This window comes from Pseudarthrobacter sp. NPDC092202 (assembly GCF_044755505.1).
Lineage (GTDB): Bacteria > Actinomycetota > Actinomycetes > Actinomycetales > Micrococcaceae > Arthrobacter.
On the sequence record NZ_JBIVRG010000004.1, the window covers coordinates 139720 to 164756 of the forward strand.

Annotated in this window: 22 protein-coding genes; 11 read left to right on the top strand and 11 right to left on the bottom strand. The window is 66.2% G+C overall.

Annotated elements, in window-relative coordinates:
- Nucleotides 1-85 precede the first annotated feature (85 nt).
- Complete coding sequence (locus tag ACIQF4_RS08815; RefSeq protein ID WP_350005545.1) at nucleotides 86-1663, top strand: family 1 glycosylhydrolase; 1578 nt, start codon at nucleotides 86-88, stop codon at nucleotides 1661-1663.
- Here the strand turns inward: ACIQF4_RS08815 and ACIQF4_RS08820 are convergent.
- A complete protein-coding gene (locus tag ACIQF4_RS08820) occupies nucleotides 1660-2760 on the bottom strand; it encodes a phosphatase domain-containing protein (RefSeq protein WP_350005543.1) in 1101 nt (366 codons plus the stop codon). The genes ACIQF4_RS08815 and ACIQF4_RS08820 overlap by 4 nt on opposite strands.
- A 65-nt stretch (nucleotides 2761-2825) precedes the next feature.
- Nucleotides 2826-3557 carry a DUF72 domain-containing protein gene (locus ACIQF4_RS08825; protein WP_400515074.1) on the bottom strand — a complete coding sequence of 244 codons (732 nt, stop codon included), beginning with the start codon at nucleotides 3555-3557 and terminating at the stop codon, nucleotides 2826-2828.
- Nucleotides 3558-3618: 61 nt separating this feature from the next.
- Between ACIQF4_RS08825 and ACIQF4_RS08830 the strand changes: the two genes are divergently transcribed.
- The 3 genes from ACIQF4_RS08830 to ACIQF4_RS08840 all read left to right on the top strand — a co-directional run bounded on the left by ACIQF4_RS08830 (nucleotide 3619) and on the right by ACIQF4_RS08840 (nucleotide 6536).
- A complete protein-coding gene (locus tag ACIQF4_RS08830) occupies nucleotides 3619-5427 on the top strand; it encodes a glycoside hydrolase family 15 protein (RefSeq protein ID WP_350005649.1) in 1809 nt (602 codons plus the stop codon).
- A 111-nt stretch (nucleotides 5428-5538) separates the two neighbouring features.
- Nucleotides 5539-5829, top strand: a complete 291-nt coding sequence (locus ACIQF4_RS08835; protein ID WP_350005539.1) for a hypothetical protein — start codon at nucleotides 5539-5541, stop codon at nucleotides 5827-5829.
- Nucleotides 5829-6536, top strand: a complete 708-nt coding sequence (locus tag ACIQF4_RS08840) for an HAD family hydrolase (protein WP_350005535.1) — start codon at nucleotides 5829-5831, stop codon at nucleotides 6534-6536. Before ACIQF4_RS08835 ends, ACIQF4_RS08840 begins: the two co-directional genes overlap by 1 nt.
- A 19-nt stretch (nucleotides 6537-6555) precedes the next feature.
- On the opposite strand, the gene ACIQF4_RS08845 is transcribed toward ACIQF4_RS08840, so the two are convergent.
- Nucleotides 6556-6804: a hypothetical protein gene (locus ACIQF4_RS08845; RefSeq protein ID WP_350005533.1), complete on the bottom strand. Its 249-nt coding sequence runs from the start codon at nucleotides 6802-6804 to the stop codon at nucleotides 6556-6558.
- Between the two features lie 169 nt (nucleotides 6805-6973).
- Here ACIQF4_RS08845 and ACIQF4_RS08850 point away from each other — a divergent pair, with 169 nt between their 5' ends.
- Entirely contained in the window at nucleotides 6974-8155 is a 1182-nt protein-coding gene (locus ACIQF4_RS08850) for a zinc-dependent alcohol dehydrogenase (protein WP_400515072.1), read from the top strand.
- Between the two features lie 43 nt (nucleotides 8156-8198).
- Here ACIQF4_RS08850 and ACIQF4_RS08855 read toward each other — a convergent pair whose 3' ends face one another.
- From ACIQF4_RS08855 to ACIQF4_RS08875, 5 genes are all read right to left on the bottom strand, one after another.
- Nucleotides 8199-9350 (bottom strand): serine hydrolase domain-containing protein, encoded by a 1152-nt coding sequence (locus tag ACIQF4_RS08855; RefSeq protein ID WP_400515071.1) that lies wholly within the window; start codon nucleotides 9348-9350, stop codon nucleotides 8199-8201.
- 94 nt (nucleotides 9351-9444) lie between these two features.
- Nucleotides 9445-10257: a bifunctional allantoicase/(S)-ureidoglycine aminohydrolase gene (locus ACIQF4_RS08860; RefSeq protein ID WP_231457410.1), complete on the bottom strand. Its 813-nt coding sequence runs from the start codon at nucleotides 10255-10257 to the stop codon at nucleotides 9445-9447.
- Nucleotides 10258-10273: 16 nt separating this feature from the next.
- Entirely contained in the window at nucleotides 10274-11551 is a 1278-nt protein-coding gene (locus ACIQF4_RS08865; RefSeq protein ID WP_400515069.1) for a DUF6986 family protein, read from the bottom strand.
- 3 nt (nucleotides 11552-11554) lie between these two features.
- Nucleotides 11555-13153 (bottom strand): malate synthase A, encoded by a 1599-nt coding sequence (gene aceB / locus ACIQF4_RS08870; protein ID WP_400515068.1) that lies wholly within the window; start codon nucleotides 13151-13153, stop codon nucleotides 11555-11557.
- A gap of 39 nt (nucleotides 13154-13192) precedes the next feature.
- Nucleotides 13193-14641 carry an NAD-dependent malic enzyme gene (locus ACIQF4_RS08875; protein WP_400515066.1) on the bottom strand — a complete coding sequence of 483 codons (1449 nt, stop codon included), beginning with the start codon at nucleotides 14639-14641 and terminating at the stop codon, nucleotides 13193-13195.
- A 209-nt stretch (nucleotides 14642-14850) separates the two neighbouring features.
- Here ACIQF4_RS08875 and ACIQF4_RS08880 point away from each other — a divergent pair, with 209 nt between their 5' ends.
- A complete protein-coding gene (locus tag ACIQF4_RS08880) occupies nucleotides 14851-15606 on the top strand; it encodes an IclR family transcriptional regulator (protein WP_066279009.1) in 756 nt (251 codons plus the stop codon).
- 139 nt (nucleotides 15607-15745) lie between these two features.
- On the opposite strand, the gene ACIQF4_RS08885 is transcribed toward ACIQF4_RS08880, so the two are convergent.
- The gene (locus tag ACIQF4_RS08885) at nucleotides 15746-17257 is read right to left on the bottom strand and encodes a nucleobase:cation symporter-2 family protein (RefSeq protein ID WP_400515063.1); all 1512 of its coding nucleotides are present in this window, start codon (nucleotides 17255-17257) and stop codon (nucleotides 15746-15748) included.
- 180 nt (nucleotides 17258-17437) lie between these two features.
- The gene (pucL, locus tag ACIQF4_RS08890) at nucleotides 17438-18346 is read right to left on the bottom strand and encodes a factor-independent urate hydroxylase (protein WP_400515061.1); all 909 of its coding nucleotides are present in this window, start codon (nucleotides 18344-18346) and stop codon (nucleotides 17438-17440) included.
- 361 nt (nucleotides 18347-18707) lie between these two features.
- Here pucL and ACIQF4_RS08895 point away from each other — a divergent pair, with 361 nt between their 5' ends.
- Nucleotides 18708-18896 carry a hypothetical protein gene (locus ACIQF4_RS08895; protein ID WP_400515059.1) on the top strand — a complete coding sequence of 63 codons (189 nt, stop codon included), beginning with the start codon at nucleotides 18708-18710 and terminating at the stop codon, nucleotides 18894-18896.
- Between the two features lie 6 nt (nucleotides 18897-18902).
- Here the strand turns inward: ACIQF4_RS08895 and ACIQF4_RS08900 are convergent, their stop codons facing one another.
- Nucleotides 18903-20270: an 8-oxoguanine deaminase gene (locus ACIQF4_RS08900; RefSeq protein WP_400515056.1), complete on the bottom strand. Its 1368-nt coding sequence runs from the start codon at nucleotides 20268-20270 to the stop codon at nucleotides 18903-18905.
- 413 nt (nucleotides 20271-20683) lie between these two features.
- On the opposite strand from ACIQF4_RS08900, the gene ACIQF4_RS08905 reads away from it, so the two are divergent.
- The 4 genes from ACIQF4_RS08905 (at nucleotide 20684) to ACIQF4_RS08920 (ending at nucleotide 25037) form a co-directional block, all read left to right on the top strand.
- Nucleotides 20684-21178, top strand: coding sequence for a nucleoside deaminase (locus ACIQF4_RS08905; RefSeq protein ID WP_350003035.1), 495 nt, complete (start codon nucleotides 20684-20686; stop codon nucleotides 21176-21178).
- Nucleotides 21179-21187: 9 nt separating this feature from the next.
- Complete coding sequence (locus tag ACIQF4_RS08910) at nucleotides 21188-22708, top strand: NCS2 family permease (protein WP_400515054.1); 1521 nt, start codon at nucleotides 21188-21190, stop codon at nucleotides 22706-22708.
- Between the two features lie 140 nt (nucleotides 22709-22848).
- Complete coding sequence (locus ACIQF4_RS08915; RefSeq protein WP_400515052.1) at nucleotides 22849-24108, top strand: XdhC family protein; 1260 nt, start codon at nucleotides 22849-22851, stop codon at nucleotides 24106-24108.
- The gene (locus ACIQF4_RS08920; RefSeq protein WP_400515050.1) at nucleotides 24099-25037 is read left to right on the top strand and encodes an FAD binding domain-containing protein; all 939 of its coding nucleotides are present in this window, start codon (nucleotides 24099-24101) and stop codon (nucleotides 25035-25037) included. The genes ACIQF4_RS08915 and ACIQF4_RS08920 overlap by 10 nt, the downstream gene beginning before the upstream one ends.

Consider the following 25037-nt stretch of genomic DNA (forward strand, 5'->3'; position numbering starts at 1 on the left):
AGGATACCGTTTTGCTCGTCAGGCGCCCGGAGCTGTGCCATCCTGAGACGTACTTTATTTACGCTCCGTTACAAAAGGCCCGCAGATGCATATCACCGCCAAAGAACTCGCTGCCCTGATTCCGTCCGGATTTACGTTGGGCGTGGCTACGGCAGCCTTCCAGATCGAAGGCGCGCTGGATGAGGACGGGCGGGGTCCGGCAGGCTGGGATGTCTTCGCGGCCAAGGACGGTGCCATCGTGGACAACGACAGCCCCGTGATTGCCACCGACCATTACCACCGCATGCCCCAGGACGTTGCGCTCATGAAGCAGTTGGGCGTGGACTCCTACCGGTTCTCCTTTGCGTGGCCGCGCATCCAGCCGACCGGGCGCGGGCCGGCCAACCGCGCCGGCCTGGCGTTCTACGACAGGCTGCTGGACGAACTGCTGGCCAACGGCATTTCCCCCATGGCAACCATCTACCACTGGGACACTCCGCTGGCGCTGGACGAAGCCGGCGGCTGGATGAACCGGGACACAGCTTACCGCCTGGGCGAGTACGCTGCCATCCTCGCAGAGGAATTCGGTGACAGGGTGGCGCGCTGGGTGACCATCAACGAACCTGCCACGGTCAGCACCAACGGCTACACGCTTGGACTGCATTCACCCGGCAAAGAACTGCTGCTGGGTGCCTTCCCCACGGTGCACCACCAGCTGCTGGGGCACGGCCTCGCTGTCCAGGCCCTGCGCGCCGCCAAGGTGCCGGGGGAGATCGGCATGACCAACGTCTACTCGCCCATGGTGCCGAACTCCATCAACCCGCTGGACAGGATCAGCGCCGGGCTGATGGACCTGGCCCAGAACCGGCTGTACGCGGACCCCGTGCTGACCGGAAAATACCCGGACCTGATCCGTGCGGCCAAGTTCTTCAGCTCCTTCGAACACCCGGACGAGGACATGGAGCTCATCTCCCAGCCCCTGGACTTCTACGGCCTCAACTACTACATGCCCACGAAAGTGGCAGTAGGGCCGGGCGGGGGAGCGGTGCCCGCCAGCATGGCCGAAGCCATGGGCAGCGACCTGAGCGCCGCCGGCAACGGCGGAACACCGTTCCACGTTGAAACCTGGCCTGAGGCGGACATCACCGCCTACGGCTGGCCGGTGAAGCCGGAGTACATGGCCGTGGCGCTGAAGGAGATGGGCGAACGGTACCCCAACCTTCCGCCCGTCATCCTCACCGAGGGCGGGGCCAGCTTCGAGGACATCATCGTCCGGGACAAGTCCACCAACACCAGGTTCATCCCGGACGAGCGGCGGCTCAAGTACCTCTCGGACCACCTCGAAGCCGCACTGAGGGCAACGGCCCCGGGCGGGGAGGCTGCCTCCGTGGACCTTCGGGGCTACTACGTCTGGTCGCTCCTGGACAACTTCGAATGGTCCGCAGGCTACAAACAGCCCTTCGGACTCCTGCACGTGGACTTCGAAACCCTGGAACGGACGCCGAAGGCCTCCTACTTCTGGCTCCAGGAACTCATCGAGGAGCGTGACCTCGCCGCCGCCGCGGGCAGTGCGATTGCCGAGGCCATGGTGGGTGACGGCATGGCCGCCGCGCCCAGGGACGCCGGAGCAGTTGTCAGTGAGATGCCCGACGACGACGTTCCCGCCGTGGGTGCCAGCGCCTAGAGAAGGTCCAGGGCCGTGAGCTGTTTGGCGATGCCGGCGCCGTCCGGTGAGTAGATCCACGGGACCTGGGACGCGGTATGGTCCCCGTCCTCGGAGTGGCCGCCGGCGAACACCGATTCGCTGACGGACAGCTGGCGGATGGCGATAGCGGCCACCTTGTCCGGGTGCTCCTGCGAGAAGCCGGAATAGATGGCTTCGTCATGCTGGCCGTTGTCGCCGATCAGGAGCCACTGCATGTCCGGGAATTCCTTGGCGAGCCGCTCAAGGTTGCGGTGCTTGTGGTCCTGGCCGCTGCGGAACCACCGGTCCTGGGTAAGGCCCCAGTCGGTGAGCAGCAGTGCCCCGGACGGATACATGTTCCGGGTCAGGAAGCGCGCCAGCGTGGGGGCGGCGTTCCACGGGCCGGTGGAAAGGTAGACCACCGGTGCGTCCGGGTGCTCCACCGTGAGCCGGTCCAGCAGGACAGCCATGCCCGGTGTTGCCATGCGGGCCCGCTCGCTCAACACGAACGTGTTCCACAGGGCCAGGAACGGCCGGGGCAGGGCCGTCACCATGACGGTGTCATCAATATCGGACACGATCCCGAACTTCACGTCCGGTGCGATGACCCGGATCCTGGCTTCGACGGGCTCGGTGCCCTCGGCGCGCAGGACCGCGGTGTGCCAGCCGGGCTCCAGCTGGACAGCCACTTCCGTGTCGATCAGCCCGCCCCTGTCCGCCCGGACGTGGGTGACAACATCGCCGATGGTGATTTCGACGTCGGTGAACTGCAGGGGAACGCTGGTGAAGGCCCGCCAGCCGCGCACGTTCTGGTTGCCGTTCTTGGCTGCGTGCTCTGCCTTGCTTCCCGGCAGGGGCTTCTGGGTCAGCAGGACCCGGCCCAGGACGCGCACCAGGCTGGTGGATCCGTAACCCTGGTAGGCAATGGTCTGCGGCACGAACTTCCAGCGTTTGGCCAGCTGGATGCGCACACCGTTGACGCCGTCGGAAATCCGGTGGGCAAGCTTGAACACCGTGTTGCCGGAAAGCTCGTCTTTCCTGTCCGGGTCCGGTGGTGTTGCTGCGTTCTGTGGCGGAGTCTGGGGGGCCGTGTCCATGGAACCACTCTGCCACAGGCTGAACCACGCGTAGCTACCCTGGTCCTTGCCGCTCCTCCGTGACGTCATCCCTCCCCAAGGATCCATCGCAGGGTCTCAGCGTTGCGCACGGCGTGGCCGCCGCCGTCGTTATTGAAATACGCATAGACGTCCAGGCCGCTGCCGGACCACTCGCGGATCCGGTCTGCCCACCAATGCAGGTCGGCGTCCGAATAGGAGCCGGCATAGAGGTGCTGGTGGTCGGGGCCGTGCAGCCGCACGTATGTGAACGGGGCCGTAGTGCGCAGGATGCAGGGGAGGTTGGCACCGCTCATGATGCAGTACGCGGCCTGGTGCCGCTCCAGCAGCGCGTACACATCATCGCAGTCCCAGCTGGGGTGCCGGAACTCCACAGCCACCCGGATCCACTCCGGAATCCTCGCCAGGAAATAGTCCAGCCGGGCGTCGTCCCGTTCCATGCCGGGCGGCAGCTGGACCAGGAGGACTGCCCGCTTGTCGCCGAGCTCGTGCCAGCACCGTTCAATGCGCTCCACCCATACCTCCGGCTGGTACAGCTTCCGGGCGTGCGTTAGGCCGCGCGGGGCCTTGACCGACATGCTGAAGCCGTCAGGCAAGCGCCGGTTCCAGCCCGCAAAGGTGGTGTCCCGCGGCCAGCGGTAGAAGCTGGCATTGAGCTCGACAGTGCTGAACCGCCCGACGTAATGCTGGAGCCTGTCCTTCGCCGGGAGCCCGGGCCGATAGAGGACGTTCTCCCAGTGGTCATAACTCCAGCCGGAGGTGCCGATGTGGATGGCCATGACTGCAGGCTACATCGAATTGTGCCCGTCACCGCCGGGCGGACTGTGGCAGGGTAAGGACATGGCGCGCATCGAGGATTATGCAGTTGTAGGCGACCTCCAAACCGGGGCCTTGATCAGCAAGGAAGGATCCATCGACTGGCTGTGCCTTCCCCGGTTCGATTCCCCGGCCTGCTTCAATGCCCTGCTGGACACCCCTGACGCGGGACGCTGGCTGCTGGCCCCCGAAGGCGCCGGGCAATGCACCCGGCGGGGCTACCGGGACGGCACCCTGGTGCTTGAGACGGAATGGGAAACACCCGAAGGAACGGTTCGCGTCATCGACTTCATGCCGCCCCGCGACTCCGTGGCGGACATCGTCCGCATTGTCGAGGGCGTCAGCGGGAGCGTCAGGATGCACAGCGAGCTGGTGCTCCGCTTTGACTACGGCCACATCATTCCCTGGGTCCGCAGCGACAGGCTGGGCCTGCACGCCATCGCCGGTCCGGACGCCGTCTATCTTGTGACACCTGCGCCGCTCCACGGAGAAAACATGCACACGGTCAGCGACTTCACCGTCAGCGCCGGGGAGCGGGTCCCGTTCGTCCTCACCTGGGCGCCCAGCCACGTGGGCCGGCCGCACAGCGTGGACGCGGAAGAAGTCCTTGGCACCACCTGTGCCTTCTGGCGCGGCTGGTCTTCCCAGTGCACGGTGAAGGGGAAGTACCAGGAAGCGGTGATGCGGTCCCTGGTGACCCTGAAGGCGCTGACCTACGCCCCCACCGGCGGCATCGTGGCGGCCGTGACCACGTCCCTGCCCGAGCAACTGGGCGGCCCCCGCAACTGGGACTACCGGTACTGCTGGCTGCGGGACGCCACCATGACGCTGCAGGCCCTCATGGCTGCCGGTTACACGGCCGAAGCGGCGGCGTGGCGGGACTGGCTGCTCCGCGCGGTGGCCGGCGACCCCGCCGACCTGCAGATTATGTACGGCATCCACGGGGAGCGCCGCCTGCCCGAGATGGAGCTGCCGTGGCTGAAGGGCTACGAAAATTCGTCCCCGGTGCGGATCGGCAACGGGGCTGCGGAGCAGCTGCAGCTCGATGTGTGGGGCGAGGTGCTGGACTGCCTGGCACTGACCCGGAACTCGCTGCTGACGCATCCGGATGAATCGTGGGACGTCCAGCTTTCCCTGATGGAGCACCTTGAGAAGATCTGGGACCAGCCGGATAACGGGCTGTGGGAGATGCGCGGGCCCCGCCGCCATTTCACGCACTCAAAGGTGATGGCCTGGGTAGCCGCGGACCGGATGGTCAAAGGCGTCCGCGAGTCCGGGCTGCCAGGACCGGTGGAACGCTGGGAGCGGCTGCGGGACACCATCCACCAGGACGTCATGGCCAACGGTTTTGACGCTGCCCGCAATACCTTCGTCCAGTCCTACGGACGGCCGGAGCTGGACGCCAGCCTCCTCCTGATACCGCGCGTCGGCTTCCTGCCGCCGGATGACCCCCGGGTGATCGGGACCATCGATGCGGTCCAGCGTGAGCTCACCGAGGACGGGTTTGTCCTGCGGTACCGTCCCGCGGAGAGCGACGACGGCCTGCCGGGGGATGAGGGCGTTTTCCTGGCCTGCTCCTTCTGGCTGGTGGAGGCACTCCTGGGTGCGGGCCGGCACGAGGAATCCCGGGAGCTTTTCGAGCGGTTGCTGGAACTGCGGAACGACGTGGGGCTGCTGAGTGAGGAATGGGCGGTGAAGGCGGGCCGGCAGCTGGGCAATACCCCGCAGGCTTTCAGCCACTTTGCCCTTGTGACTAGCGCCCTGGAGCTGCATCAGGATACGGTTCGCCGAAGTGACACCCCCATTCCGCCGGAGACGGCGGGACCGTGCTGAGGCGGCGCGGCCAGGGGTGGCTTCTCCTTCGCAGAAGAGATAAGTATACTTACTAACACCTCAGTGCTCCTGACAAAGCACAACGCGGTGACTGACGGAGGAGTGATACGAATGGCCGGATATTTTGAGCTCGTGGATGCGCCTGACGGCGGCTACAGGGTAAGGATGTTGGATGGAGCCGGGAGCCTGATGGCCATCTCGGTCACCTTTCCCACGAAAAGGGCTGCCGTTGCCGGTGTGGCCATGGCGCGGGAAATTGCAGGGACCGGCCTGATCCGGGACAAAAGCCACGGTGGCGCAGGAACGGTCCTCCGGGAACGCGTCCGCCCTGTAAGTTCCGCAAAGGAAGACGCCGCCCGCCAGAAGAAGGCGCCGGCGGCAAAGCGGGCAGCGGTCAGCTGATGGTGTCCCACAGCCTTGTACCCCCTGGCGGACGACGCCGGGGGGTTCTTTTTGATGTTGACGGCACCCTGATCGATTCGTCCTACATCCACACGGTTTCCTGGTGGGGCGCCTTCCGGGAGCAGGGCTATGACGTCCCGATGGCCTCCATCCACCGCCATGTGGGCATGGGCGGCGACCGCCTGGTGGACAGCCTCCTGCCCGGAGGGCGGGACCGCGCCCTCGACCCGGAGATCCTAGCCAGCCACGGGGCGCTTTATGCGTCCCACTGGCCCTCGCTCCGGGCCTTTGACGGGGTGAAGGACCTGCTTGCCCGATGCCACGCCGGAGGGCTGGCCGTTGCACTGGCCTCCTCGGCGCGCAGGAAGGACCTGGAGGTCATGAAGTCCATCCTGGACGCCGAAGCCTTCATTGACGCCGCCACCAGCGCCAATGATGCGAAGAACAGCAAGCCGGCCCCGGACATCCTCGTGGCGGCCCTGGAGGCCATCGACGTCCAGGCCGCGGACGCCGTCTATGTCGGGGACGCCGTCTGGGACATGCAGGCTGCGGCCGCCCTGGCAATCCCGGCGATCGGCGTGACCTGCGGGGGAGTCAGCGCCGGCGAACTCCGGGATGCGGGGGCGGTAGAGGTCTACGAAGGACCGCGGGACCTCCTGCGGAACCTGCCCTCAAGCGCCCTTGGCAGGCTGCTCGGAAGTACATAAAGACTGCCCTGAGTCCGGCTCAGACCGTTTGCCCGCCGGTGACGGCGTCCTCGTCGCCCGCATTGGCAGGCTTGTTCCACACCACGGCCACCTTGACGGACCCGTCGTCGTTCCGCTCAATGTCCGTGCTCACTTCCGCCATATTGGCGCCCATCTCCATGATCCGGGCGTGGTACGTGCCAACGAGCGCCTCCAGGCTCTCTTCCGTCCACTCGCCGGGCCGCATGCGGGTGGAGATCTCAACCGGTTCCGGCTGGTAGAGCGTCATGGCGTTCCTCTTTCGCGCGTTTCTCGGGATCTGGCCCTTCCTACGCTAGAAGCCCCGGGCCACAAGGACAAGACTTTAGTCAGCTTGCTTACTTTTTTCTGCCGAAGCCGATACCGTCGATCTATGGGCTCCGGCCCGGACAGAAGGCAACACCACCGGAAGGCGAATCGTGAAAGCACTGACCTGGCAAGGAAAACGCTCGGTAAGCGTGGAAGAAGTACCTGATCCCGTGATCCAGGAACCCACCGACGCGATTGTCCGCATTACCTCCACGGCCATCTGCGGCTCGGACCTGCACCTGTACGAGGTCCTGGGGCCGTACATGCACAAGGGCGATGTGATCGGCCATGAACCGATGGGCATCGTTGAAGAGGTGGGCAGCGCTGTCACCAACCTCCGCAAGGGCGACCGTGTGGTGGTTCCCTTCAACATCTCCTGCGGCCACTGCTTCATGTGCGGGCTGGGCCTGCAGTCCCAGTGCGAAACCACCCAGGTCAAGAGCAAGGGTTCCGGCGCAGCCCTCTTTGGCTTCTCGGAACTGTACGGTTCTGTTCCCGGCGGCCAGGCCGAATATTTGCGCGTGCCGCATGCCGATTACGGCCCGGTGAAAGTGGGGAGTGAGCTTCCGGACGAGCGGTACCTGTTCCTCTCGGACATCCTCCCCACAGCCTGGCAAGGCGTGGAATACGCGGACGTCCCGGCCGGAGGAACCCTGGCTGTGTTCGGCCTGGGACCCGTCGGTCAGTTCGCCACACGGATTGGCGTCCAGCGGGGGCTCCGGGTCATCGGTGTGGACCCAGTCCCCGAACGCCGCGCGATGGCTGAACGGCACGGCGTCGAAACGCTCGACTACGGCAAGGGCGTGGCGGACCAGCTGCGGGACATGACAGCCGGAAGGGGCCCGGACGCGGTGGTGGACGCCGTCGGCATGGAAGCCCACGGGTCCCCTGTTGCCGGCTTCGCCCACCAGGCCCTGGGGCTCCTGCCCGACAAACTGGCGCAAAAGGCGATGGAGACGGCCGGCGTGGACCGCCTAGCGGCACTTCACACCTCCATCGATGCCGTCAGGCGGGGCGGCACCCTGTCCCTGAGCGGCGTCTACGGTGGCCAGGCCAGTCCCATGCCCCTGCTGACGATGTTCGACAAGCAGATCCAGGTGCGGATGGGGCAGTGCAACGTCCGCCGCTGGACTGACGAGCTCCTGCCCCTGGTGGAGGACGACGCCGATCCGCTGGGCGTGATGGACCTGGTCACCCACCGTTCGGGGCTGGAAGGCGCGCCCGCCCTGTACGAGAAGTTCCAGAAGAAAGAGGACGGCTGCATCAAGGTGGTCCTGAACCCGGGGGCTTAAGCCCCAAAACGGACTCCCAAGCGGGAAGCCCGGCAGGAAGCCCTCAGCACAGGCTGTTGAGGGCTTCCTGTGCAACGTCCTGCATCTCCTGGATCAGCGGGTTGGCCTCCAGGGTGGGCGGCGCGGGAGGGTAGGCGACAGCTATCGCCAGCTGGCTCCTGCCGTCCTCGCTGGTCATGGCGACCATTCCGTAGCCGTCGGTGTCACCGGGAAGGCCGTAATAGAAGCGGTTGTTGCAGGTGTTGTTCCAGCGCCGCAGGGCAAAGCCGTAGTACTGGGAGTAGCCGCCCTTCATGGCCGTCACGCTGTCCGGGGGGAGAAGCCGGCCCTGCAGGAGCGCGGCGTAGAACCTGTTCACTTCCTCCACGGTGGAGACTGCGCCGGTGGAGGGGGACGCAGCCTGCCAGGCCGGCGTGCTCGCATCTGTACGCCTGCCCTCGAGGATGACGTACCCGTGGACCATGCCCGTGGGTGGGGGACCGCCCATCCGGGTCGCCGCCAGGCCCAGGGGGCGGGAGATGTCCGCGGCCAGGACGTCCTCGATCCTTTCGCCGCGGAGCCGCTCAACGATCAGGGCAAGGGCTGCGTAGTTGGTGCGGGAATAGTCGAAGATCCGCGCCAGCCGGCCGTCCCATGGCACGGTGGCCGCCAGGTCCAGTTGCTGTTCAAGGCTGAGCGGCCGGTTCATCGTCTGCGCCCAGCTTCCGGAGGCCAGCAGGGGGACCGTGAAGTCGGGGATTCCTGATTCGTGGGTCAGGAGCTGCCGGACGCTCACGGGGCCGGGCGGTTGGAGGACGCTTCCAAACTCCGGCAGGTAGCGGCTTGCCTGGCTGTCCAGGTCCAGCCTGCCCTCCGCTGCAAGTTTCATCACCGAGGCTGCGATGAAGGATTCTGTGATGCCGCCTACGCGGACGGGATCGGACACAGTGGCCGGCTCGCCGGATTCCAGGCTCCGTACGCCGGCGGCATGGGTCCAGGTGGTGGTGCCGTTCCGGGCGGCGATCAGGACGGCAGGGGCTCCTTCGGCCAGCATCCGGGTGCTGAAAGCCTCCAGCAGCGCAAAGGCTGCGGGCGGCTCAGGCTCCGGCTCAGGCGGATCCGGTCCGCCAATGCAACCGGCAGGGGATCCCGCCAGCAGGACCACGCACAGGGCTGCCGCAATGCCCCTCCACCTGCGGACCCGGCCTGTGCCCATGCCACCCATTTTCCCTCGAACTGGGTAGCAGCACATGTCCTTTTGGGGGCCCAATACGACATGTGCTGCTACCCAGTTGGGAGGGGCTCGGTGCTTAGGTGAGGCGGACCTGGCGGTTCATGTCTTTGTAGAGCAGGTAGCGGAACTCACCCGGGCCCCCGGCGTAGCAGGCCTGCGGGCAGAAGGCGCGCAGCCACATGAAGTCGCCGGCCTCCACCTCCACCCAGTCGTTGTTGAGCAGGTACATGGCCTTGCCCTCCAGGACGTAGAGGCCGTGCTCCATGACGTGGGTTTCCGGGAACGGGATGACGCCGCCAGGCTGGAACGTCACGATGTTCACCTGCATGTCGTGGGCCAGGTCGCTGGAGTCCGTGAAGCGGGTGGTCTTCCAGGCGCCGTCGGTGTCCGGCATCGCGGTGGGCTCCACGTCCTTTTCGTTGGTGACGAAGGACTTGGCCTCGTAGCCCTCAAGGCGCTCGTAGGCCTTGCGGATCCAGTGGAAGGACACAACGTCGTCGGAAACGTTCTCCAGGCCCCACTCGGAACCGGCAGCCAGGTAGGCGTAGCCGCCTTCCTCAAGCTGGTGCAGTTCACCGTCCAGGGTGAGGTTCACCTTGCCGCGGGTCACGAAAATGACACCTTCAACACCGGCCTCGAATTCAGCTTTCGGTGCCCCGCCGCCCGGGCCGATCTCCACGATCAGCTGCGAGAACGTGGTGGCGAAGCCGGAGATGGGACGGGCGATGATCCAGGACCGGGTGTTCGAGAAACCGGGAAGGTTGGAGGTGACAATGTCCGTCATGACGCCCTTGGGGATCACCGTGTACGCCTCGGTGACGATAGCGCGCTCGGTGGTCAGGTGCGTCTGCGGCGGCAGTCCGCCGGTGGGGGAGTAGTACTTGCCCATGAAAAGTGATCCTTAACTAGGAGTTGGACGTGGCGGCGAGCCGAGGGTGCGCCAGCACGGTGAGCTGCGGAATTCCGACGCCGGCCAGCGCCTGGACTTCATCCGCACCGACGGCGCCGCACTGGACGCCGCGCAGGACAAACGCTGCCAGGGCGCGGGCCGTGGCGGGTTCGTCCATGACGCCGCCTTCGGTTTGTTCCACGTAGTTCCGCAGCCGGGCCGCGGCAGCGGGGAGGCCCTGCCGGTAGAAGGCGTAGGTGGCCGCGAACCTGCTGGGCAGCTGGGCGGGGTGCAGGTCCCAGCCCTGGTAGTAACCCCGTTCCAGCGACCGCCGGACCAGCCGGCCGTGCAGCTGCCAGGCGTTCTCCACGTTGTCGCCCACCGGGATGATGTTGGTGGACCCGTCAGAGAGCCGGATGCCGGTGCCAGCAACCGCAAGCTGCATGACTTCCTTGGCGAAGTCCGCCACCGGGTGCTCCATGGACTGGTACTCGGCCGAGATCTGCAGCGATGCGGAGTAGTCGTACGTGCCGTAGTGCAGGCCGCTGATCCGGCCGGGTACGGCGTGCGGCAGTTGCGCCACCGGGGACGTGCCGTCCGGACCCAGGATGAGCTGGGGGGTCTCCACCTGGACTTCGAAGCGGAGCCGGCCGGCGGGGAGGGAATGGATCTCCTCCAGCCTGGAGACCGCGAAGTCCATGGCCTGGACCTGGGCCACCGTGGTGACCTTGGGCAGGGTCAGGACCAGGCCCTCGGGCAATTCGCCGGCCGCGGCGAGTCCGGAGACGAAGAGGTCCAGCGTCCGGAGCCCGCGGGCCCTGGTGGGTGCCTCGAAGCACTTGAACCGGATGCCGATAAACGGGGGAGCGGACCCGGCCGCGACGGCGGTGGCCACCGCGGATGCTGCGGCAACTGCTGCAGCGTCCTCGGCGTCGTCGCCCCTGTCCCCAAAGCCGTCCTCGAAATCGAGCCGAAGGTCTTCGATCGGCTCGTTTGCCAGCTTGGCCTCGACGCGGGGCGCAACGGCTTCAGCCAGCGCGTTGTCCTGGCCCAGCAGCGCACCGAGGCGTTCCAGCCCGCCGTGCGCGGCCGCCGTCGCCATCGCCTGACCGCCCCAGTCAGCAGCGAACGACGCCGTGAAGCGGTCCGCGGGAACGTACACCGTGTGGACGGGCTGGCGTGAGCCGTCGTCGCCCGGGTAGTTCCGCTCAAGCAGGAGGTCCGTGGCGGCGAGCTGCCCGTCGATGGCAGCCAGATCCCTCGCGGACAACGACGGCCGGGGTGTTTCCGCCATGCCTCAGCCCACCAGTTCGTAGGCCGGGGTGGTGAGGAAGTCCGTGTAGTCCTCCGAGAGGCAGATGTCCCCAATCAGTTCGCTGGCGGGCTGGTAGTAGCGGCGGAAGGCTTCGTCGCCGAATTCGGTGCGCAGCCGCTCGGTTTCCTCGCCCAGGATCCGCTCCACCAGCTCGCGGGTCACGGTATTGCCCGTGTCCGCCAGGACGGACTTGTTGCGGATCTGCTGCCAAACCTGCGAGCGGGAGATTTCCGCCGTGGCGGCATCCTCCATGAGGTTGTGGATGGCAACAGCGCCGTTTCCGGACAGCCACACCGCGGTGTAGGCCACGGCCACGTACAGGTTCAGCCGGAGTCCTGCCTCGGTAACCTGGCCGTCGGCGGAGGTGACGTCCAGCAGCTGCTCTGCCGTGACGGAAACCTCGGGGCGCTGCTTGTCCAGCTGGTTGGGCTTGTCGCCCAGGACGGAGTCGAACACTTCCCGGCAGGTGGGCACCAGGTCCGGGTGCGCAACCCAGGAGCCATCGAACCCGTCGTTGGCCTCACGGGTCTTGTCGGCGCGGACCTTGGCGAAGGCGGCCTCGGTCACCTCGGGGTGGCGGCGGTTGGGGATGACGGCGGCCATGCCGCCCATGGCGAACGCACCGCGCTTGTGGCAGGTCTTGACCAGCAGCTCGGTGTAGGCGCGCATGAACGGAGCCGTCATTGCCACCGACGCGCGGTCCGGCAGCACAAACTCCTCCCCGGCGTCCCGGAAGTACTTGATGATGCTGAACAGGTAGTCCCAGCGGCCGGCGTTCAGGCCGGAGGCGTGGTCCCGCAGTTCGTAGAGGATCTCGTCCATTTCGAAAGCGGCCGGGATGGTCTCGATCAGGACGGTGGCGCGAACGGTCCCCTGGCCCAGGCCCAGGTAGTCCTGCGCGAAGACAAAGACGTCGTTCCACAGCCGCGCCTCGAGGTGGCTCTCCATCTTGGGCAGGTAGTAGTACGGGCCCTGGCCGTTGAGGACCAGCTGCTTGGCCACGTGGAAGAAGTGCAGGCCGAAGTCCACGAGGGCGCCCACCGCGGGTTGATCATTGATGAGCAGGTGCTTTTCGGGCATGTGCCAGCCGCGGGGGCGGGCCACCACGACGGCGAGCGGCGCGTCGGTGCGGAGCCTGTACTCCTTGCCCTCGTCCGAGGTGTAGCTGAGGGTGCCCTGGGCGGCGTCGCGGAGGTTGAGGATGGCGTCGATGACGTTGCCCCAAGTGGGGGTGCTGGCATCCTCGAGGTCCGCGAGCCACACCCTGGCGCCGGAATTCAGGGCATTGATGGCCATCTTCGCAGGCGAGGCAGGCCCGGTCATTTCAACCCGGCGGTCCTGCAGCGGTGCGGGGGCGGGCGCAACTTTCCAGTCGCCGTCGCGCACGTCCTGCGTCTCCGGCAGGAAGTCCAGCTTTCCGGTCTCGGCCACCCGCTGGCGCTTGACGGCACGGGCCGCCAGGAGCTCGTTGCGGGTGCCGGCAAAGCGGGTGTGAAGCTCCTCGATAAAGGCCAGCGCCTTGGGGGTGAGGATCTCCTCCGCGCGGTCGATCGGCCGGGGATCTGTGACAGTGATGGCCATTTCTGGTCCTTTCCTTGTGGCTTGCAGTCAGGCAGTGAATCAGGCGCTGGCCAGGGCGGCTTCGGGAGCCGCGGCTTCAGCCGGTTCAGCCGCGGTGGCCACGTTTGCTGCGTGGGCGGCTGCGGCAACAGCTGAGGCAACATCGGCGGCAACATGGGGGTCGAAGACGCTGGGGATAATGTAGCTGGCATTGAGCTCTTCGTCAGCTACCCGGTTGGCAATGGCGTCCGCGGCGGCTACCAGCATCTCCGGAGTGATGTCCGAGGCTCCGGCGTCCAGTAGCCCCCGGAAGAAGCCGGGGAACGCCAGCACGTTGTTGATCTGGTTGGGGAAGTCGCTGCGCCCGGTGGCCACCACGGCGGCGTGCCGTGCCGCCACCACCGGATCGATCTCCGGCGTCGGGTTGGCCATGGCAAACACGATGGCATCCTGTGCCATCGCCGCCACCTGCTCCTCGCCGATCACGTGCGGGGCGCTGACGCCGATGAACACGTCCGCACCCGCGAGGGCCTCGTGCAGGGTGCCGTCGAAGCCTTCCTGATTGGTGTTCGCGGCGATCCAGCTGCGGTGTTCGTCCCCGTATTCCTGCCCTGAGTGGATGGCACCGGAGCGGCCGGCCGCAATGATGTGCTGCGCGCCCTGGGCCTTGAGGAGCTGGATGATGGCAGAACCGGCAGCGCCCACACCGGAGACCACAATGCGGACCTCGGACAGCTTCTTGCCCACCACGCGCAGGGCGTTGACAAGGGCGGCGAGGGTGACGATTGCGGTGCCGTGCTGGTCGTCGTGGAACACCGGGATGTCCAGTTCTTCGCGGAGGCGGTTCTCGATTTCAAAGCAGCGCGGGGCAGCGATGTCCTCAAGGTTGATGCCGCCGTAGACGGGGGCCATGGCCTTGGCGATCATGATGATTTCCTCGGTGTCCTGGGTATCCAGGCAGACCGGCCAGGCGTCCACATTGGCGAACTGCTTGAACAGCGCGGCTTTGCCTTCCATGACCGGCAGGGCGGCGGCGGGGCCGATGTTGCCCAGGCCCAGGACGGCTGAACCGTCGGTGAGGACGGCGATGGTGTTGCGCTTGACCGTCAGGTTGCGGGCCGCTGCCGGGTCCTCGGCGATGGCGAGGCAGACGCGTGCGACGCCGGGAGTGTAGGCGCGGGAGAGGTCGTCACGGTTGCGCAGGGCTACCTTGGGGACGACTTCGAGCTTGCCGCCCAGGTGCATCAGGAAGGTGCGGTCCGAGACGTGCTGGACCTTGACGCCGTCGAGCGCGTTCAGGGCGTCCTTGACCCGGCCGGCGTGCTCGTCGTCAGTGGTGTTGCAGGTGACGTCCACAACCAGGGTCTCGTGATGGGACTCGGTGACGTCAAGGGCAGTGATGGCAGCGCCGGCTGCACCTACGGCCGCAGCGAGCTCGCTTGTGGCGCTGAAGCTTGAGGGTGCTTCCACGCGCAGGGTGATGGAATTTCCGGGGCTCGGGTTCGCCATTGAATGTCCTCCTGTTGGGCCCAGTGGGCTTCTGTTCCAATCCGAATGTTTTCGTATTATGGATATTATTATCTACTTTGTGGAAATACAAGCCCGTGTTGCCATTCATCGCGCCTGCCCGGCTTGTGCTGTATCTTGGGACTTCTAGGGCAATTCTTTTCACGATGCGGATAAGACTTGTCGGAATCCGAGTCCACAGGAGACTGGTCATGGCTGAAAAAGCCGCAGGAGGCGTGCAGTCCGTTGAGCGCGTCTTCGAACTGCTGGAACTGATCACAGACGCCGGCGGCGACGTCACCCTCAGTGAGTTGTCGTCGTCCACCGACCTGCCGCTGCCCACCATCCACCGCCTGCTGCGCACCCTGGTATCGCTTGGCTACATCCGCCAGCTGCCCAACCGGCGCTACGCCCTGGGCCCGCGCCTCATCAGGCTCGGCGAGGGAGCCAACAAGCAGCTTGGCGCCGTGGCCCGGCCGCAGCTCAAAACCCTTGTTGACCGGCTGGGCGAGACGTCCAACATGGCCGTGCTCGACTCGGACATGGTCATCTACGTGGCGCAGGTGCCCTCACTCCATGCCATGCGCATGTTTACCGAGGTGGGCCGGCGTGCCCATACCCATGCCACCGGCGTCGGCAAGGCCATCCTGGCCCAGCTGGACGACGACGTGGTCCGCGGCATCGTCACCCGTGCCGGGATGCCCACCCCCACCCCCAAGAGCATCGGCGACGTTGATGACCTCCTGGCCGACCTCAAGCTCATCCGCGAACGCGGCTACTCCATCGACGAGGAGGAGCAGGAACTGGGTGTCCGCTGCTTCGCCATGGCGGTGCCCAACGCACCCACCCCCACTGCCATCTCGGTGTCCGGCCCCGTGTCCCGGGTGGACGAGCACTTCGCGGACAAGGCGGTACCCGTCCTCCGCGAGGCCGCGGAGGCCATCTCCCTGGAGATGAACCGCACCTGACCCACCCTCTGGAGTTTTTGTCCAGATATGCAGACTTAAACACCCGTTTGCCCTGCATACCTGGACAAAAACTCTGAGCTGAGCACGACGGCGGCCCCTCCTTCCCGGAGTGGGCCGCCGTCGTCGTTTGGCGGCGTTGCTAGTGCTCGGACGCCTTGTCGGACGACTGGACAGGCACTTCCTTGCCTTCGCAGTCGATGAGCTTGCCGTTTTCGAAGCGGTCCCCGTGCTCGAGGCACTTCAGGTCTTCTTCCCTGATGACCCGCCCCGTGCCCGCCACGAATACGGACTGGTTCTCCGAGTTGCCGGCCTTGAGGTGGTTGAAGAGCAGGTTCAGCAGGATGGCCATGACGGCGGCGGAACTGATGCCGGAGTGGAAGATGGTGCTGAACCAGGACGGGAACTGGTCATAGAAGGTGGGAGCGGCGATGGGGATCATGCCGAATCCGATGGACGCCGCCACGATGATCAGGTTCATGTTGTTCTTGTATTCCACCTTGGCGAGCGTCCGGATGCCGCTGGCGGCCACGGTGCCGAACAGGACAATTCCTGCACCGCCCAGAACCGCGGTGGGGACGGCTGCGACAACACGGCCCATGACGGGCAGCAGGCCGAGAATGACCAGGATGACGCCGCCGGCAGCCACCACGTAACGGCTCTTGATCTTGGTGACAGCCACCAGGCCAACGTTCTGGGCGAACGCGCTCTGGGTGAATGAGCCGAAGATCGGGGCGACCAGGCTGGATCCCATGTCCGCACGGAGTCCGGCCGCGATCCGCTTGGAATCGACCTTGGTGCCTACGATTTCGCCAACTGCCAGAATGTCCGCCATTGTCTCGGTGAGGATGACCAGTACCACAATCACCATGGAGATGATGGCGGCGATTTCGAAGGTGGGTGCGCCGAGGTGGAAGGGAGTGGGGAAGGCTGCGATGGGTCCCTGGCCCACCTTGGAGAAATCCGCCATGCCGGTAACGACGGCGATGATGGTGCCGGCCACCATGGCCAGGAGGATGGACAGGCGGGAAATGGTGGCGCTGCCCACCTTGCTCAGGAGCAGGACGAGGACCAGGGTTACGGCCGCGAGGCCGATGTTGGCCATGCTGCCGTAGTTCTCTGCGGTGCGATTGCCGCCCATGGCCCAGTTGGCCGCAACGGGCATGAGCGTCAGGCCGATGGTGGTGATGACCGTGCCGGTCACCACCGGCGGGAAGAACCGCACGATCTTGGAGAAGACCGGAGCGATCAGCAGGCCGATGGCCGCCGATACGATGACCGCACCAAACACGGCCGGCAATCCGCCGCCGCCGCTGACGATGGCCACCATGGTGGCCACGCTGGCGAAGGAAACACCCTGCACCAGGGGAAGCTGGGAGCCGAAGAACGGTATGCCGATGGTCTGCAGCAGCGTCGCCAGCCCGCCCATGAAGAGGGCGGCCGCAATCAGGATGCCGATATCGGCCGGGGAGAGGCCCGCGGCCTGGCCCACAATCAGCGGGACCGCGATGATGCCGCCGTACATGGTGAGGACGTGCTGGAAGCCGTAGGCAAAGCTGCTCCCGATGGAAAGGCGTTCGTCCTCCGGCCGGTTCGAGGCGAGGCGCTTGCCCTGCTTTTTGGCGTCGGCTTTGAGGGTGTTCTTGATGTTCATGGCAGACTTTCTGGTTCATGGCAGACGTCATCGTCTGGCTAACGTTGTCTGGCTAACGGTGGTGCTGGAAGACGTTCGGTGCGGTCCGGAGTTTTTGTCCACGTATGCGGACTTCAGGTGCTTAGAAGCCGTCTTATCTGGACAAAAACTCCGGACCGGATGGTGGTTGGCAGTGGAGGTTTAGCAGAAGCCGGCGATGCCGGACCAGGCGATGGCCGCCGGGGTGGCGTCCTCGCGCTGGACCGTGGCCTCGATCAGGCCGTAGGGACGGTCCGCGGCGAAGAAGACCTCGTTGGGGTTGTCTAGGCCGAAGGGGGAGAGGTCCACGAGGAAGTGGTGCTTGTTGGGCATCGAGAACTTGATCTCCTCGATCTCGCTGTGGGCTTCGAGCACCTTGGTGCCCATGTCGAAGAGGGTCTGCTGGAGGGCGTGGGAGTACTTCTCCGTGAAGCCTTCGAGCAGGAGTCCCTTGACGTCGTCGTAATTCTTGTTGAAGTCCAGGGCGCTGAAGTCCGTTCCGGTCTTGAAGCGCCAGCGGGCCGAGACGTCGGTGGCCAGGATGCGGTCCGTGGTTTCGGGAAGGGTTGTGTACTTGTCCTTCGGGTAGCCCACGAAGCCGGACTGGGTGGACTTGAGGACGGTCAGGTCCTTGAGTCCGGAGATAAGGTGCGTGGTGGCGCCGTCGCGGACCAGGACCGCCGTGCGGACCTCCTGGCCGTTGCGCACGAAGGAGTGGTCGTGTTCGGCGCCGTGGGCCTGGATGCGGTTCCAGCTGTAGGACTCGGCTTCCCAGCGTCCGCCGGTCACCCAGTCGAAGCTGGAGGTGAAGTGCTCGCCGAGGCGCAGGAGGAACGCTTCGGGTGAACCTACGCCATCGCGGGCGAATGCGTAGACGGTGTTCTTCTGGGTGTCCGTGGCCACCACATGGGCGTTGTCGCCCTCGAGGTGGGCCGCCGCGAAGTCTCCGCGCAGCTGCGAGGTGACGTTCAGGTCTTCGATCTCGTGGCGGTCGCTGTCGCGGGTGATCTTGACTACCCGGACCTCGGCCTTTCCGTACTGGTTGTCGCCAAGGATGATGTTGCTGCTCATGGTCTGTTCCCAACTTCCGGTAAGTGGAACCTAGGTTCCATCACTGAAATTAAGCGCGCATTTCAAGCGCGTTTCCGGTGGAGCCGACCCAACAAAAAAGAGCCGGCATCCATTGATGCCAGCTCATTACGACCCTGCCTGCTGCTCCCAGGTTACGTGACATGCGCCACGAGTTGACATCCAGCGTACCTCCGGAAACCGGTGGTGTACATCACAAGTTGAAAATTCACTTTGTGACCGACGGGCCGGAGAACTGTTGACCTGCGGAACAGTAGACCCTTACTGTATTCCGTATAGCAAAACTTTATTTCCGCTAAGCGGAAGTTGTTTCAGTACAAAAACTACCTCGGAGGAGGATCAGATGTACCAGCAGGACACAACGCCGGTTGCACCGGCGCAGGCGGCGGCTCAGGCCGTTCCGGAGTTCTACCTTCCCCTCGGAGGCGGCACGGATCCCGATTTCAATCTTCCGGCCGACCGCGAGCATGTGCAGGGCAGGTTCTCCCGCTGGATCCACGCACTGCCAAGCTTCGGCCGCAGGCAGCCTTAGGCCCGGCTACCCGTTCACCAGGCGGCGGGCTGCGGCTGAGTGTTCGGCGATCAGGCCGGCGGTGTCGAGCCCTGGAATCATGCCGTCCACCACGCGCCACTGGCCGCCCACCATCACCCGGTCCGCACGGTCGGCGGCGCACAGCAGCAGAGCGGCGACGGGATCGTGGCTGCCGGAGAAGCGCAGGCCGTCCAGCCGGAAGAGGGCCAGGTCTGCCTGCATCCCTGGTGCCAGCTGTCCCAGCCCTGCGCGGCCCAGCACAGCCGCCGATCCGCGGGTTGCCCAGCCGAGCGCGCGCTCCACGGGAACATCCGCCCCGTACCGCAGCCGCTGGAGATACAGTGCCTGCCGTGCCTCCAGGATCATGTTCGACGCGTCGTTCGACGCCGACCCGTCCACTCCCAGCCCCACCGGCACTCCCGCGTCCTCCAGTTCCAGGACCCGCGCGGTCCCGGAGGCCAGGTGCATGTTGGAGGTGGGGCAGTGGGCGACGGCGGTGCCCGCGGCTCCCAGCCGGCTGATCTCGGCGTCGCTGAAGTGGATGCCGTGGCCGAGCCAGGTGCGGTCCGTCAGCCAGCCCACGCTGTCCAGGTAGTCCACGGGGCGCAGCCCGAACACTTCCTGGCAGAACCCCTCCTCATCCAGGGTCTCCGCCAGGTGCGTGTGGAGGCGCACGTCCAGCCGCTCCGCAAGTGCTGCGCTCTCGGCCAGGATCTCCTTCGTCACCGAAAACGGGGAGCACGGGGCGAGGGCTATCTGGATCACAGCATCGCCTCCAGGCTCGTGGTACTGCCGCACCAGCCGCTCACTGTCTGCCAGCACCACTTCCGGTGCCTGCACGGTTGACTGGGGCGGCAGGCCGCCGTCGTCCGTTCCGAGGGTCATGGACCCGCGCGTCAGCGTGGCGCGCATTCCCAGCCGGCGGACCGCTGCCACTTCGATGTCGATGGCGTCCTCCAGGCCGGCTGGAAAGAGGTAATGGTGGTCCGCGGCGGTGGTGCAGCCCGAAAGCAGGAGCTCGGCCAGCGCCACGGTCGATGCCAGCTCGAGGTCCCGCGGCGTCAGCCGGGCCCACACCGGATACAGGTTCTGCAGCCACGGGAACAGCGGGGCATTCGCTGCGGGACCCCACGCCCGGGTGAGGGTCTGGTAGAAGTGGTGGTGCGTGTTAATGAGCCCCGGGAGCAGCACATGGCTGCCGGCGTCGAAGGTTTCCTGGCATGGTTCCGAGGGGTTTTGCCCGGCCGCCAGGACCTCGGCAATGACTCCGCCGCTGACCACCAGCCCGCCGGAGGCGTCCAGTCCGTTGGCGGTGAAGGCGGCCTGCGGGTTCCTGATCCACAGGCGGGCAGGTGGTGCAGTGGGGTGCGCCATGGTGTGTCCTTCTCTGAGCGTGGCGGTGGTCTTTCCAGCTCAGTGAGGCCCTGTCTGCTGATCCAGGTGGCTGCTGCTGCAGGGCAAGTTACAGACCGGGAGCAGCGCGGCTGGGACTCAGGCTAGGGCTGTTGCCGCTACTGCGTCAACGCCTGGCAGAATGTGACCGGCGGGGGTGAGCGGCCAGAAACATAGATTTCACATTGCGAAATTTAGTTTCCAGAAAACTATGGCGCCGGCCACAATCCGGTGCTAACCTCGATCTTGCCAAAGGCGGGCACCCGGTCAGCGGGAAGCTATCTACCAGGCGCAACTTAACCTTCACAGCACATGCTGAAGCCTGGTAACCGTCGCACCTGGTTCTACTGGTCCTGCAAGCGGCATCAGGCTTCCCGGCAAAAGGAAGTCGCATCATGAGTACCACCGTCACGGCCGAACAGTTTCTGGCCAGATCCATCACATTGGCTACGGCCAACGTCCTCAACAGCGGCGGACCCTTCGGGGCCATGATCGTCACGGCCGACGGCCAGACGTTCGACGGCGTCAACCGCGTCACCGCGGACAACGATCCCACCGCCCACGCCGAAGTCACCGCCATCCGCACGGCCTGCCGCGAACTCGGCACGTTCGACCTCACCGGCGCCACCCTCTACACCAGCTGCGAGCCGTGCCCCATGTGCCTGGCCTCCGCGCTGTGGGCAAGGGTTGAGCGCGTTGTGTACGCCGCGGACCGGCATGATGCCGCCTCCGTGGGGTTCGACGACGCCGTCTTCTATGAATACTTCGAGAACCAGGACAGGAACTCCCTGATGCCGGTCTCGAAACTTGAGCTGGACGATCCGCAGGCACCCGCCCCGCTGGAGCCGTTCACCACCTGGAACACGCTCGAGTCCAGGATTGACTACTAGGCGGCTGGGATGACCATCCTGGATAATTCCCACGAGGAGCATTCGGCTCCAAGCACCCGCAACCCGAAGCCCGCAACGCGCACCCCCAGGCAGCCGGCACCGGACTCCTTCCTTGACCGGTTCTTCCAGATCACCCAGCGCGGCTCCACGCTTGCCCGGGAGTTCCGCGGCGGCCTGGTCACCTTCTTCACCATGGCGTACATCGTCATCCTCAACCCCCTGATCCTGGGTGGCTTCAGCGCGGACAACGCCCCCACCGACGTCGCCGGGGGCTGGCTCTCCGCCGCGCAGGTGGGCGCCGTCACCGGCCTGACCGCCGGCGTCATGACCATCCTCTTCGGCCTCGTGGCAAACCTGCCGTTCGGCCTGGCCGCAGGGCTCGGCATCAATTCGTTCCTTGCCGTCTCGGTGATCCAGGAGGTCACCTGGGCAGAAGCCATGGGGCTGGTGGTGATAAACGGATTCCTGATCGTCCTGTTCGGCATCACCGGCGCCCGTACCGCCATCTTCCGGGCTGTGCCCAAGGAACTGAAAGCCGCCATCACGGTGGGAATCGGCCTGTTCATCGCCTTCATCGGCTTCGTGGACTCCGGTTTCGTCAAGGCAACGGCGGGCGGCCCGCCCGTCCAGCTGGGCAACGGCGGCTCCATCACCTCAGTTCCCACCCTGGTGTTCATCGTCGGCCTGCTGGCCATGGGCATCCTGGTGGCCCGCAAGGTCCAGGGCGGCCTGCTGATCGGCATCATCGCCACCACGGTCCTCGCGGCCGTTGTGGAGGCTGTCCTGAAAATCGGTCCGGCCAGCGCCACCAACCCCGGCGGCTGGCACCTGAACACCCCCGTGCTCTCCGGCCAGCTGGTGTCCGCCCCGGACCTGGGCCTGGTAGGCCAGTTCGACCTGTTTGGGGCCTTCGGCCGGATCGGGGCGCTGGCCGCCACGATGCTGGTGTTCACCCTGGTGTTCACCAACTTCTTCGATGCCATGGGCACCATGACCGGCCTGGCCAAGAGCGCCGGCGTCGCCCATAAGGACGGAACGTTTCCCCGGCTGAAGTCCGCCTTCATCGTGGAAGGCTTCGGTGCCGTGGCCGGCGGTGCAACGTCCGGTTCCTCCAACACGGTGTACATCGACTCCGCGGCCGGCATCGGCGAAGGTGCCCGTACGGGCCTGGCGTCCGTGGTCACCGGCGTGCTGTTCCTGGGCTCGATGTTCCTCACCCCGCTCACCAGCGTGGTTCCGCTGGAGGTTGCCGCCGCTGCGCTGGTGGTGGTTGGCGCAATGATGATGGCGCAGATCCGCGAGATCAAATTCACCAGGTTCTCCGTGGCACTGCCGGCCTTCCTCACCATCGTGACCATGCCCCTGAGCTACTCGATCGCCAATGGCATCGGCGTGGGCTTCATCAGCTGGGCCATCATCGGCGCGGCGTCCGGGAAAGCGAAGAAGGTCCATCCGCTGATGTGGGTGGTCAGCGCAGGTTTCCTGGTGTACTTCGCCCGCGGCCCCATCAACCTGCTGCTCGGCGCCTGAGCGCGCTGCGTCCGGACATCCGCGACCGGGGGGCGCGGATGTCCGGAACGGCAGCGCTTTTAGAACCACATGCTTTCAGAACCAGCCCGCAGCAACGACAATATGGACACCACTTGCAGCGCGGAAGAAGGAGTGCCGCCATGCTTGACCTGATCCCTTCACTGGGCACCTGGGCACCTGCCCTGGCCGGCCAGCCCTTCGCGGTGGCCACCATCGTGCGCGCCAGCGGTTCCGTCCCCCGGCCGGTGGGCACCTCCATGCTGGTATCCGCGGACGGCGCGGTCCTGGGCAGCCTCTCCGGAGGCTGCGTGGAAGGCGCCGTGGTGGCGGCCGCCCTGGAGTCAATGGACGACGGCGCCACGCGCCTTGAGACGTTCGGCTTCAGCGCGGACGACGCCTTCGCCGCCGGGCTCACCTGCGGCGGTGAGCTGCAGGTGCACATCGAGCCTGCCAACAGGCACCGCGGATGCCCGCTGGGAGCGGCTGTCCGGGAGCTGGCCGAGTACGGGCCGGACGAACCCTTGGCGCTGGTCCGCCGGCTGGACCGCCGCGCTGATGGCGGCGGCAGCGGCGCCGTCGTTCTTCCGGACCCTGGTGCCCCCTCCCTGGACGGACACCGTGGCCTGGCCGGGCTGCTCGAGGGCCGCGACGGCACCGGTAGAAGTGAAAGCACTGGCAACAGCCAACGCGCCGTGCGGGCAAACGCCGCGCTGCTCGAGTCGTTCATCCGCTCCGGCACAACCGGTGTCCTGGATCTGGGCGGAGGGGGCCTGTGCACCAGTGAAGCCGCCGTCCTGGTGGAAACCCGGCTCGCACCGCCGCGCCTGCTGGTCTTCGGCGCCAACGACTTTAGCGCCGCCTTGCTGCCCGCCGCCAAACCGCTGGGCTACCTGGTCACCCTGGTGGATGCCCGCCCGGCCTTTGCCTCACAGGCCCGGTTTGCGGCAGCGAACCAGGTGGTCACGGCCTGGCCGCACCAGTACCTTGCAGCGGAAGCGGCCGCGGGGCGGGTGGATTCCCGGACTGTGGTCTGCGTCCTGACACATGACCCCAAGTTCGACATCCCGCTGCTGGAAGCCGCACTGGCGCTGGAGGTCGCCTTCATTGGAGCGCTCGGCTCACGCCGCAGCCACGCCCAGCGGGTGGGCGCCCTCCTGGACCGGGGGATACTCCCCGGACGGATCGCCCAGCTCCATTCACCGCTCGGCCTGGACCTCGGGGCAGCAAGCCCGGCGGAAGTGGCGGTTTCCGTCCTCGCAGAAGTCATCGCCGCCAGGAACCCGGCGGCCACCCACCAGCCGCTCAGGGAAACCTCCGGCCCCATCCACCAGCCGGCCGCATCATCGGCCAGCGCGCCGGCACCCACCAACGTTTTGCAGCAGGAGATCGCATGGACATGAACACCATCGAGGCGGTAGTCCCCACCACCGACCCCGCACAATGGCGGGACGGTGACGCCTGGCTGGCCGGTGGCACCGTGCTGTTCTCCTATGGCAGCCTGGCGTTCGGGCCGCAGCCGCTCAAGCGCCTGCTCGACCTCGGCAGCTCAGGCTGGACCCCCGTAACCGTCACTGACGCCGGAATCGAACTCGCCGCCACCTGCACCATCGCCGAGCTGTACAAGCTTCCCGGTTCAACAGAGCTTCCCGGTTCAACGCAGGCAACAGGCCGCGCCTGGCCGGCACTGGACCTAATCCGGCCCTGCTGCGATTCCTTCGTGGCCTCCTTCAAGGTCTGGAACATGTCCACCGTGGGCGGCAACCTGTGCACGTCCCTGCCCGCCGGTCCGGTCATTTCGCTCTGCGCCGGCCTGGACGGAACGGCTACAGTGATCGCACCCGGCGGGACCAGCCGCAGCGTGGCGGTTGCAGACTTCGTCACCGGCGACGCCCGGAACTGCCTGGCACCCGGCGAGCTTCTCCGCAGCATCTTCCTCCCGGCGTCGGCCCTTGCGTCCAGGGTGGCATTCCGCCGCCTGTCCCTCAGCAACCTGGGCAGGTCCGGGGTCCTGCTGATCGGAAGGCTCGACGACGGACACCGCCTGGTGCTCACTGTCACCGCTGCCACCAAGCGGCCTGTGCAGCTGCGCTTTGACGCCCTGCCGGACACCGACGCCCTGGCCCGGGCCCTCGACGAGGCGATCCCCGGCGACCTGTACCACGACGACATCCACGGACTGCCGCCCTGGCGCCGGGACATGACCTACCGCCTCGCGGAAGAGATCCGCGCGGAACTTGCCGCGCCGGACGGGGCACCCGGACTCCGGGTATCGGGCGATTTCTGGCCGCCGGACTCCCGCGGGCTTGAAGCACAGCTGGAAGGGGCCTGA